Source organism: Butyrivibrio sp. XPD2006 (assembly GCF_000420865.1).
In the GTDB taxonomy this organism is placed as follows: domain Bacteria; phylum Bacillota; class Clostridia; order Lachnospirales; family Lachnospiraceae; genus Butyrivibrio.
Genome location: NZ_ATVT01000024.1, coordinates 1 through 12,237 on the forward strand (window position 1 = coordinate 1; position 12,237 = coordinate 12,237).

General features: G+C 41.2%; 7 protein-coding genes and 2 pseudogenes. 7 read left to right on the forward strand and 2 right to left on the reverse strand.

Translation table 11 applies throughout. The features are described 5' to 3' along the window. A partial coding sequence (locus G590_RS0117590) for an MFS transporter (protein ID WP_022766955.1) occupies positions 1-546 on the forward strand: 546 nt, incomplete at its 5' end. A gap of 149 nt (positions 547-695) precedes the next feature. Here G590_RS0117590 and G590_RS0117595 read toward each other — a convergent pair. Then, positions 696-1,280, reverse strand: a complete 585-nt coding sequence (locus G590_RS0117595; protein WP_013282475.1) for a TetR/AcrR family transcriptional regulator — start codon at positions 1,278-1,280, stop codon at positions 696-698. Positions 1,281-1,444: 164 nt separating this feature from the next. Between G590_RS0117595 and G590_RS20135 the strand changes: the two genes are divergently transcribed. The 6 genes and pseudogenes from G590_RS20135 (at position 1,445) to G590_RS0117625 (ending at position 11,860) form a co-directional block, all read left to right on the forward strand. Further along, entirely contained in the window at positions 1,445-2,932 is a 1,488-nt protein-coding gene (locus tag G590_RS20135; protein WP_022766956.1) for a radical SAM protein, read from the forward strand. 83 nt (positions 2,933-3,015) lie between these two features. Further along, positions 3,016-3,144 (forward strand): annotated as a pseudogene (locus G590_RS0117605) (4Fe-4S ferredoxin); the annotation flags it as partial. Positions 3,145-3,369: 225 nt separating this feature from the next. Further along, complete coding sequence (locus G590_RS0117610) at positions 3,370-5,583, forward strand: EAL domain-containing protein (RefSeq protein ID WP_022766957.1); 2,214 nt, start codon at positions 3,370-3,372, stop codon at positions 5,581-5,583. Positions 5,584-5,710: 127 nt separating this feature from the next. Next, the gene (locus G590_RS0117615) at positions 5,711-6,796 is read left to right on the forward strand and encodes a tyrosine-type recombinase/integrase (RefSeq protein WP_022766958.1); all 1,086 of its coding nucleotides are present in this window, start codon (positions 5,711-5,713) and stop codon (positions 6,794-6,796) included. A 314-nt stretch (positions 6,797-7,110) separates the two neighbouring features. Continuing rightward, a complete protein-coding gene (locus tag G590_RS20925) occupies positions 7,111-8,184 on the forward strand; it encodes a tyrosine-type recombinase/integrase (protein ID WP_022766959.1) in 1,074 nt (357 codons plus the stop codon). A gap of 112 nt (positions 8,185-8,296) precedes the next feature. Continuing rightward, entirely contained in the window at positions 8,297-11,860 is a 3,564-nt protein-coding gene (locus G590_RS0117625) for a clostripain-related cysteine peptidase (protein WP_022766960.1), read from the forward strand. A 152-nt stretch (positions 11,861-12,012) separates the two neighbouring features. On the opposite strand, the pseudogene G590_RS20145 reads toward G590_RS0117625, so the two are convergent. Then, positions 12,013-12,237 (reverse strand): annotated as a pseudogene (locus G590_RS20145) (transposase); the annotation flags it as partial.

A 12,237-nucleotide genomic window follows, 5' to 3' on the forward strand; every position in this document is an offset into this window, starting at 1 on the left:
AAGTCATTTGTTCTGTTCATGGCGGCCATCTGCTTTTTTGCTTTTGGCTTTGCAGACTTCACCCTGATCACACTTCATTCGGCTAATACCGGAGCATTTAATGAATCCATGCTCAGCCTGCTATATGCTGGGGCAATGGCTGTGGATGCCTTTGCTGCACTATTCTTTGGCTGGCTTTATGATAAGGTCGGGCTGAAGGCTCTGATCATTTCCACACTATGCAGCACATTCTTCTCATATTTTGTTTTTATGACTGGAAATGCCTGGTTGATCGGAGCTGGGATAATTCTGTGGGGGATTGGAATGGGTGCGCAGGAAAGTATTATGAAAGCAGCTGTCAGCGGAATCGTCCCGCGTTCCATGCGAAGCACCGGTTTCGGAATATTTGAGACAGGATTTGGTATTGCGTGGTTTCTGGGCAGTTGGCTTCTCGGTGCCCTGTATGATTTGAATCCTGTGTATCTTGTCACTGTGTCTGTGGTATCACAGTTTCTGGCGATTGCATTTTATGTTTTATGCCTCCGGTGCAATAAGACAGAGTGCTAACAATTCCAGTTTGCTGGAATGAGCATTATATCGGAATTTTATGTTCTATTGGTGCTAAGGGAATTCCGGGGTCAAGCTTCATATGCGCAAGAATTACTTCGTTTACGCCAGGAAGGATCATTTCTCATGTTAGAAGAGGTCCTTGTTAATTATGGCAGTCTGCTCAAAGCGTTATCAAAGATATTTACGCAGATATCAGCCATTTGTTTTTCGTCTTCCTGCATCCCATCCCTGAACCAGCTTATGAGTATTTGTAAAATGGCAGCTTCGGCAGCAAGTCTGAGATACTTCTTTTCTGGGTCAGCTGTAGGATAGAGCCGCTCTGAGACCGCTTTTTCAAGAAAGAGTTCATTCTGAAGAATTCCGGCTTGGTCAAACAGAGATATTATATCTTTATCGTTTTTGACAGCCCGAAAAATATCTTCGAACCACAGATGTGGGTTTTCGTGCAGTTCGGGCTTTTCGCTGATCTCCGCTATACGCTTTATTATTTCATCCCCAAGCTCATGCAGGATATCTTCTTTATCTGTATAGTTTCGATAGAACGCCGTCCTTGATACTCCTGCACGGCGTACTATCTCGCTGATGGTGATCTTCTCATAAGGGTGTTCGCTCATTAGATGCATAAGCGAAAGCTGCAGACACTCTCTTGTCAGCTGATTGGACTCCTTATTATTCATCCTCAGAACTTCTTTTTTTTGCATTTCTGTTAAAGATTCTTTTGAGCTTTTCATTTTTTCTCCCTCTCGACGTTACAAAAAATGCAAGAATGTAACATCGGTTCACTTAAACGAAATATTGTCATGTCCGATGGTAGAGCCATTGTTATTAATATGCTGTGGCGTTACACTTGTTACATCAGAATAATTGTAGCATCGTTTGGGGAGGCATAACAAGTATGGAATTAGCAAAAAACATTTCTCACAAAGTACAAAGACAGGCTTTTAGCATACTGATTGACAGGTTCCTTGCAAATCTCGATAAAACGGAGAACAGGACTGCTACTTATCTTAAGCTTGTTGACCAGGCAGAGAAATTCTGGGGTAAAGATGGAGCCAGAAAAGAAAGCCTTGATAAAGTAAGAGCGGCATTTAAAGATCCGGATAACAGATGGGTTAAGTTTTTGAATAAAGTAATAGATGAGACAGATCCGCATGTTGCAAAGATGATGATGCTCAATCTTGGCTATGAGGCATTTTTCAGAGGCACAAAAATGATCAGGGCAAACAGGGAAAAATACGGATGCAATATCCCATGGCTTATTCTTTTTGACCCTACAAGCGCCTGCAATATGCACTGTGCGGGATGCTGGTCAGGTACTTATGGACCTAAGCACAATCTGTCTTTTGAAGATATGGACAAAATCGTTACCCAGGGAAAAGAGCTGGGAGTATATCTTTACATGATGACAGGAGGAGAACCTCTTGTAAGGAAGAAAGATATCTTGAAACTGGCAGAAAAGCACAATGATGTTGAGTTCTCTATCTATACCAATTCAACACTTATTGATGAGGATTTCTGTAAAGAAGTTGTAAGGCTTGGAAATCTCACATTCCAGCTTTCTATCGAGGGAACTCCTGAGACTAATGACGCAAGACGTGGCCTTGGTCATTATGATGCAGTAATGAATGCCATGGATCTACTCAAAAAGTACGGAATAGTTTATGGAACTTCCATCTGCTATACAAGAAACAACATCAAGGCAGTTACTGATCCTAAGTTCATCGAGTTTATAGCTGAAAAAGGAGCAAGATTTGGATTCTTCTTTCACTATATGCCGGTTGGAAACAATGCTGTTCCTGAGCTTATGCCAACGGTAGAACAGAGAAAGAAGATGGTGGATCAGATTAGATTCCTGAGAAGTGACAAATGTGACCTGGGATTCTTCCCTATGGATTTCCAGAATGATGGCGAAGCAGTTGGCGGATGCATAGCAGGCGGAAGAAATTACTTCCACATCAATTCAAGCGGAGATGCTGAGCCATGCGTATTTATCCACTTCTCCAACACGAATATACATACACATTCAATACTTGAGATGCTTCAAAGTCCTCTTTTCATGGAATATCATAAGGGGCAGCCATTTAATAAGAATCATTTAAGGCCATGCCCAATGCTTGAAAATCCGGCTCTTTTAAGGGACATGGTTGAAATATCCGGAGCTCATGGTACCAATGAAGAGTCTGAAGAAAGTGTTGAACATCTGTGTGCAAAGTGTGATGATTACGCAAAAGAGTGGGCGCCTGTAGCTGACGATATCTGGGCCGGACAGAAACACTATAAGAAGGCATATGAGAATTATGCAAAAAAGGATGAAAAGCCTCTAAACATAGTTGCATTTAAGCACAAACCCAGACAGCATCACTTTAAACATAAGAGAGCTTAAATGCCTCGAATTATATAGTATTGTTGTTTCATTTACCCTGTCGAATAAAGTTTTATACTTTTCTTTTTCTGATGCAAGGCAGGTTCACAATGATCGGATGTCCCAAACCGGATGAGGGAGATTACACTGAGAAACTGACAGAAGTTATCAGTAACAAGGACATAAGGGATGTTACTATTGCAAGGATGGAAATGCCATGCTGCGTCGGTCTATGGTGTTCCGATGACTCATATAGCGTCGGAACACTTTTTTTATGTTCTAATGGTGCTCCGTGAATCCCTGGTTCAAGTCCCGTATGCGCATAAGTTAGCAATGCCGGAATACTAGAAGTCGCCTTTATCGATTTGTTATTTATTATTTATCGTATTTTAACATAATAATGTTAGAATTAAGTGTGAGTATCTAAAGCAAAGAACAAACAATAAGGCGAGTGTATCATGAAATCAAAAAGGATCCATACTACTATCAGCATAGCCCTCCTTTTCCTGGTAATCTATCTGGGAGTCTTTTTGACGCCTGTTTATGCCTCGTCTGATTCTCCTGCTACAGAATTTACAGTCGGTGTGCCTGTAGACAGATGTCCTATGTTTTACATTGATAAAGACAACGGCAAGATTGCAGGAATCGGCGTTGATCTTATGGAATCCGCTGCCAAAGAAGCTGGTTTCAATGTCGCATTCAAAGCTATAAGTGAATCAAATCTTAAGGAAGCCCTTGATAGTACTGAGTACGATCTTGTTATGCCCTTTGGAAGTGCTGTTTCAAGTGCATCTGGTCAAGCGACCATCGTATCGGACAATCTCATCCAGACCCCATTTACCCTTGTGACTACAGATAAGCACTCTATTTCTGACATAAATACCATCAGAGTAGGCATGCTAAAATCACAGGGCGGAGTAGCAGAAACTGTAAAGCAGTTATACCCTGGAATAACGATAAACCTTTACAATTCCATGGCTGATTGCATTAAAGCGCTTAGAAATGAAGAGGTAGATGCACTTTTACATAACTCATATGCGTGGAGCTATGTGCTTCAAAAGCCATCCTATAATGATTTTAAAGTACAGCCTTCTGCCATGTTTTCAATGGATTTTCGTGCCGGAACTCTTGAAACCCCAGAGGGAAAAAAACGAATTGAACTTCTGAACGAAGGAATTGCAGCTATTCCTGAAACCAAAAAACAGGCTATAGCCCTTGATTACACTACCAGAGATCTTTATGTATATACTTTTGAAGACTATCTCTACCAATATAAGTACTTCCTTATTATTGGGACTATCCTTTTTGCTGCTCTTGTTATAATGCTTGTCCTAAGACAGAAAGCATATTTTGAAGAGCAGAAGGAAAAGATGCGGATAATGGAGGATATCGATCCTCTCACTGGTGTGCTCAGCCACAATGGATTCCGTAAAAAAGTTGAGGAACTACTCACTAACAACCCTGATACACCGTATACGATATCCTATAACAACATAAAAGACTTTAAGTTCATCAACGACAGCTTTGGCTGGAAGGCCGGAGATGAGCTGTTAAAATTTTGGACTGAGAGAAGCCTTGAAGTACTTACCGATAAAGAAGCTATAGGAAGGTATGATGGAGATCATTTTGTTATCCTTCGATGTATTGGCGGCAATGAACAGATTCTTCAGGATGAAAAATATATTTTGACTCCTGTTCGCAATTATTTTAGCGATCGTGGAAAAGACTTTGTTGTAAGGCTCTGCTCTGGTATTTATGTTCTTATGCCTGATGACTATAAAGACATAAACGTGGATAAGATGCTTGATTATGCCCGCATTGCAGAAAGAAAAGTCAGAGAATCCAAGAAAGAAGGATTTGAGTTTTATAACCCAAAGCAGTGGGACATGGGAAGGAAAAGTGCCGGTATCGCAAGTCGCCTTCCTGCAGCTATTGAGTCTGGGGAAATACAAGTATGGTATCAGCCACAGGTCAACTATAAGACTGGGATGATAACTGGTGCAGAGGCTCTTTGCCGCTGGAAAAGCAAGAAGGATGGAAACATTTCTCCGGGAGAATTTATTCCGGTTTTGGAAGATGCTGGGCTTATCTATGATCTTGACTGTCACGTTTGGGACACTGTGTGTAAGGATTTGAAGCGATGGAATGATCAGGGCAGACAACTGTGTGTATCAGTAAACCTATCAAGACTTGATATAGTAAAGAACCCTGATGTAGCCGACCACTTTAATACATTAAAAGAGTTCTATAACCTATTGCCTGGTCAACTTCGTATTGAGATAACGGAAAGCGCATATGTCGAAAACTCCGATACCATCATCAAAACAACAACCAAACTTCGTGAAGCAGGCTTTGAAGTTGAAATGGACGACTTTGGAAGTGGTTACTCATCACTGAATATGTTAAAAGAAGTTATCCTTGATCGCATAAAGCTTGATCTTCGATTTATTACCGGTTCAGGTGACCAAAAGATGGGTCGGACAATACTTAGCTACATGGTCCAGATGATCCATGCTATTGGAACTTCTATTATCGCAGAAGGTGTTGAGACACTGGAACAGGCTGATTTCCTCGGAAGTCTTGGATGTGAGGAAATGCAGGGATATTATTTCTACAAGCCTATGCCGGTAGATGAGTTTGAAGAATTAACGGCATATCCAACAAAGAAATAAAGCCAATAAAGAACGATGTCAGACAGGGGGTTCACCTCCCGCTGGAACGCGCTGCTAACGCAAATATCATTGCACAAAATTCCTCTTTTGTGTTACGATTATTTTAGAAAAGCGGAGGAGTTAAGTCATGGGTGAAAATTCAGAATATTACAATTCATTGAGGCAGAAACGCCGTAAAGATACTGAAAGCATTAAAAACATTCTTCCTCAGCATACACATGGATTTGTTGAGGAATGTCTTCTCAAATATCAGGAAAGCACCGCTTTTAATTATGCGCAGGATATTCTATTTTTCTACGGATTTCTCAAGGAAAAGAATCCCCTGTGCAAGAATCTTGAAATCAAAGATATCCCCTTTGAAGTTGTCGAAAATCTTGGTCCTCAGGACATCAATGAATTCCAAAATTATGTTGCATCAGGCCACAAACCGGATAAAAAAGGCAATGTAAAGCCTGCTAAAGAACGTGCAATTGCAAGAAAAATGGCGGCTGTGCGGAATTACTATAAATATCTGATCAAATATGACTATCTTAAGATTGATCCCACAGTGAAAGCTGCTGTAAAGAAGAAAGAAAAGGTAAAGAAAGATATCCGAAGGCTGTATCCTGACCAGGTTCAGCTTCTAATGGATTCTGTCGCAGCTGTGAATTCTGCTAGTTACCATTCCAAAGTCATGTCTGAACCTACTGCAAAAAGAGATCTGGCAATTGTAACTCTTCTGTTAAATACTGGAATCCGCGTCTCGGAATGTGCAGGGCTTGATCTTTCAGATATAAATTTTGATGAAAATACAATTACTATCGTCAGAAAAGGCGGCGATGAAGATCATCTCTACATAAACGAGATTATCCGGAATACGCTGAGGGATTATATCAATCATGAACGCCCTTCCCTACTCAATGATTCTGAAGAACCTGCTCTCTTCATATCTCTTCAGCATAAGCGTTTATCGATAAGAAGCATCCAATATATGATTTCAAAATATGGAAAAAACACAGGACTTACTCAAAAACTCACCCCTCATAAGCTCCGTAGAACTTATGGTACAGCGCTTTATAACAGGACAAGTGATATTTATATGGTCGCTGATGTTCTGGGACATAAAGACGTAAATACAACTGTTAAACACTATGCTGCTATAGAAGAAGAACATAAAAGACAGGCATCCCAGGTAGACGTTTATGGAACGGATGATAACCAGGATAATGATTAAATTGCACACACTACAGTGCCCGTTTTTTTACAATTTTAGCTTTAATCCATTCGGCTTTTTACAGATTTTTCTTTAAAAGTACGGCTTTTTACATTTTCAAGCTTTATTTTTTTAAGTTAAAAAGTGTAAAAAGCCGTATTTTTGACTTTTTACACTCCTATCTTTAAACATATTACAAGTTTAGCTTAAACCGACATGTAGACAACGAAAAGGGAAGGATGTATTATATATATAAATAATGCTATGCGTAATATTTCAGTTTTACGTATAGAAAGTACTAATTTTTGCGTTTTCAGCGCTTATGAGGTTATATTATGGCCAATGACAGTCTGAATTATTCAAAAAAAATCAACGAACTTCTGGATAAAATGCCGGATTTTGTCACAGATTTCATCTATAACTTCAAGAATTCGGAGAATCCTTCGACAATGCTTCAATATTCAAGGGATATCTATGACTTTTTAAACTTTATGGTGAATTATCTGGCGGATTTTTCTGATAAAGAAATCAAGGAAATAACCCTAAGTGACATGGCCAAAATTGAGCCACTGGACGTAAACAGATACTTAACTACAATCGGAAGCTCCAAAGATCGTCGTTATACGAAGCTCAGAGACAAAATAAACGCACAAAACCAGGTTCCTCAGAGTCATAATGCATCTACGATAAAGCGCCTTCGAGCAACTTTGTCATCAATGTTCGGCTTTTTCATGATCACGGGTAAGCTTGGGACAAATCCCGCAGCGGCCGTCAGAAACAAGGCTCTTCCTGATAAAAACCTCATATATCTTACGAATGAGGAGCAAAAAGAGCTCTTAAATGCAGTCAGGACCGGTGAAAACCTCGAAGGCAAGGCAGCTGCGCTTCATGAGCGCTTTGAAGTCAGGGATTCCGCAATGATACTGCTGCTCCTTGATACAGGCCTTCGAGTATCTGAGATGCTCACAACCAATATTATTGATTATGATTTTGATAAATGCAGCGTGATTACCGTGAGAAAAGGCGGAGGAACGGACACAGTCTATTTTTCCGACGAATGTGCCTCATATCTTCAGGAATACTTTGACGCTCAGAGAGCAAGATTTCTTATTTCAGACGCCCAGATCCCTGCATTCACCACTCTGAAGGGTGAACGCCTTGGAGTGCGCGCAGTTGAAAATCTTGTAAAAAAATACGCAAAAGCAGGCCTTGGGGCAAAAGGAAAGCTCATTACGCCGCATAAACTACGTTCAAGCTTTGCAATGAGTTTCTACAGTGCCAGTGATAATGATCTCCTTCTGTTAAAAGAAAAACTCCATCACAAGAGCATAAATACAACAAATATCTACGCTAAAGCCGCTCCGGGCAGAAAGGCTGAAACCCGGAATATCCTCCAGGGCCTTAGATAACTTATTCTTGCTCCTTTAATTTTCTTTTAATACGCTGTTTATAATCTGAAAACCTGTACATGCTAAAATTTTCTTATCATGGATTAAGTATTGGTTTTCAGGAGGTCTCAAAATGAGAAGTACAATAAAGCGTCTGTTTACAGCTCTTTTGGCCGGTGTGTTTTTATTTACATCAGGCCTTGCTTACAGTGGAAATACGATCGTTACCTATGCTGCTGTCCCAAGTTCAGCAAAGATGCTGGAGAACATACTACCCATAGGAGTTGTTCTTTATGCAGATTCTTTCCCGGGTTTTCTTATTTCTTTTAATCAAGCTGATTCCTTCAATATAAAAGAAGGTAAAAATGATTTCCACTTAACTATAACCATGCTTGACAAGAGGGCTGCAGCAAAATCCGCTCCTGCTCTCCGACTTTTTTTGGGGGATATTACGCTTCCTGATAAAGTAGGACAAACTGTCTCTGTTGACGCGCATGTAAACGGCATCTCTAAAATAAAATATGATGAGATGATTCTTAAAACCGGAAATAAAAATCTCTACAAATTGGCACAAGCTCTTACCGTTCAAGATTCCAGCAGAGCGAAAGAAATACTTACAAGTTTCTTAACCTCTCTCACTGAAGTAATAAACTGGATGGAAGTAACTGAAAAACTTGAGCAAACTGCTGAAAATATCCCACATTATAATCCCGACCCTTCAATTGCTCCTGCGCCCGAGCCTGCTCCTGCACCTTCCCCCACTCCTGAACCAACTCCTACACAGTTTTATGACCGAACTATCCTTATTTATCTTGATGGAACTGATCTTGAATCAGATGGCATGGCCGGTACCAAAAATACGCTTGATCTTCTGAGAGCTAACATTCCTTCAAACATCAAGATATTTGTTGTGGCCGGTGGTACAAGAACCTGGCACATGAATGATGCGGAATACTACAAGGAATACTCAAGGCGTCTTCTGTATCCGGATACTGAAATGAAAGATTTAACTCCTGATCAAAAGGCTACGGTTGAAAACAATGCAGCCGATCTGCTTGGTAAATACGGCGTCAATATCAGCGGCCTTCAGCTTTGGGAGGTTGTAAACAATGACGGAGTTAATCAGCTTGTAAACAGACAGACATATAACGGAAGATACATCACAGACACAGCATTTTTCTCGGAGATGATAGACTATTGCGCTACTGCTGTTGAGTCTGACAAACTTGATCTTATTATCTGGGACCACGGCGAAGGTTTAAGAGGATATGGTTCTGATGATCTTCTTGATGATTACAAACAGGCTCATCCTACGGAAGAGGGCCTTCCTGACTCCGCCTTTTCTCTGAAGCAGATACGTGAATCATTTGCAGGAAGCGATTTCTATAAAAACGGTGGCACCTTCGACTTTATCGGATTTGATGCATGTGAGATGGGTAACTATGAGGTTGTCAGCATCCTGAGTCCTTTCGCTGATTACTACATAGGTTCAGAAGAAGATGAGCCCGGTGCCGGTTGGGATTATTTTGCTCTTATGAATGCCCTTGGATCTAATCCCGATATCAGCACAGAGGATTTGGGAAAAGAGATTGTCAGCTCATTTTTGGCTCAGTTCAACGATGGCATGTCCACACTCTCTCTTGTGGATATGAAGAAGGTTGGCGACCTTGATGATGCAATTTCAGAGTTTGCGATAGCTCTTTTAACAGAAATAGATGACTCAGATACTGCATACTATGAGCTTCTGTCAATTGCAGGCAAGAGGTCTCACTTTGCCACCCGAACGGGATTTAATAACTCAAACTATCTTGATATCAAGAGATTTGCTACAGCCATTATCAACAATGACAATTTATCAGACGATCTTAAGGCGGCATGCACACAGGTGATCGCTGCTCTTGGTAATTGTGTTATTGAAACGAAAGGGAATGATAAAACTGTCAATAACGGAGGACTTAGTGTATACTTCCCTCTCTCTGTATACTATGAAAGACCGGATCCGGAAAGAGCCGGTTACGCATACTTCAATAATTTAGCAAGCGATACCATAGGTATTTACAATTCTGTTGGATTGAATGAGGACTATAAGTTCGTCACAGCAAGATTTGCCCTGATCAGTCTTGCAGGAAAGCTCTTAGGCTATGACTGGAAAGATCAGCATATCGACTCCCTTGGGGGTCTTATTGATGCGATCAAAAATGATCCTGACAACGGAGGGGAATGGAGTGTTATTTATGACGCAGCTCAGGTAGATGAGGCTGATCCTGACGATCCTATATTAGAGCAGTTTGAAAAGCTTCTGGCAGACCGAATAGTCGCTAATTGTGTGATAACTGAGGTTCCGGAGGATCATAACATAGAAGCCACAGTAGCTGTTACCGATATCAATCCGATTGTTGCCGGAGATGTTGTAAATGTATGTGTGGGAATTTTCCCTGATCCGGACGATGATAACAAATATATCAGTCTTGGTGACACACCATTGTACTCCGGTCAAAAGCAAATCGATGGTAATGATGTGTACTACTCAGTAAGTGCCTTCGATAACCTCTGGTATACTCTGAATAACCAGATCTGCAGCATGTATGTTACAAGCAATAATGGTGACGGTTCCTACTCGGGTTACATTCCTGTCTGCTACTGGATTGACAGCAGAAACGCCTCGAAAATTGACCAGGGTGATCTGAGCAGAACTGAGTATTTGAAACAGGCTGCAAGAGAAAACAAAGTAAACACTATTTATCTGAATGTAACTGCCCGGAATGTAGAAGGAACCGCTCAATTTACCGTTAACGGCTATAGCGAGGTCAATAACGGAGATGTTGGAATCAATAATGCTGACACATCCTTCCTTCGTTACGGATACTTTGAACTCCTTGGCGGAGCAGATGATCTGTACTCCATCACAGAAACACCTACTATTGAATCAATAGGAACGTTTTATTATGATGAGCCCGGCGTAGATATCAGATATTATTACGTTCAGGATTTAGGCTTCGACTACCATCTTGCTGATGCCTACGGAGCTGAATATTACCTCAATGAAAACAATCTTGGTCCAAATAAGGGATTAAACAATTACTACCTTCCTATACCGGAGGTAGAAGCCACTACTTGGGAACAAAGCCAGGCTGAAGCAGAAAGAGTACGCGGATGGGCAGATGATTTTGCAAGAGATGAAGCTGCTCAGGCAAACAACGCCAATGCCGGAACTGCTTTGGCAGAAAGCGCTCCAAGGAGCAGCGCGGACGAACCCGAAAATGATTCTGTTCCTGTTATTGTGGTTGAATCTACACCAACGGAAGATGCTGCTCCTGTTGTTACAGATGCACCTTCAGAAGAAACTACTGCAGAATCATCTGAGCAGGAAGTTACAGAAGATGCGGATACTGTAACAGAACTTGCAGAGGATGCGGATGCTGTTGAAGACAGCGATAAAGCTGAAGCACCGGCTTCTGAAGAGCCTGCTCCTGCTATTGAAGATACAACATCAGAAGAGCCTGCTCCCGCTATTGAAGGTACAGCTTCAGAAGAGCCTGCTGATGCAGATGCTACTCCGAAAACAGTAACAGAACAATCAAATGACTCTACAGATTCAGATTCCTCCAATTCGGATGATACCTCTTCTCCCGCCGAGGATTCTATACCCTCAGAGCCTGTCAGCTCAGAGGATCTGGGATTAGACGAAGCAGCATAAAAATTTAAGGGCTTGGTTTATTAAACCAAGCCCTTCAGACTGTAGACAAAGTGGTCCTGAGGGCGTAGCTCTCTGGACCATTTTTCTTATGTTATGGGGATTTTGTTCAGAACAAAGGTCAGAAACAGCCTATATCAGGCCATCTCTAACCGCCATTCATGCTTGATCCTTGCAAGCTTTTTCAGATTCATACACGCAAAGGTAAGCGCGACCTTCATTTCCATACGCGCCTTGCCATACATCTGTGTATATCTGAATCCGTGGTTTTCTTTGGCGGTCCCAAAAATTCTTTCTATTGTTTCTTTGCGATGGGAATAAAGATCTTTCATTCCCTCTGTGTATCTGATATCATCGCATACTTCCATGTAGTCTTCCCA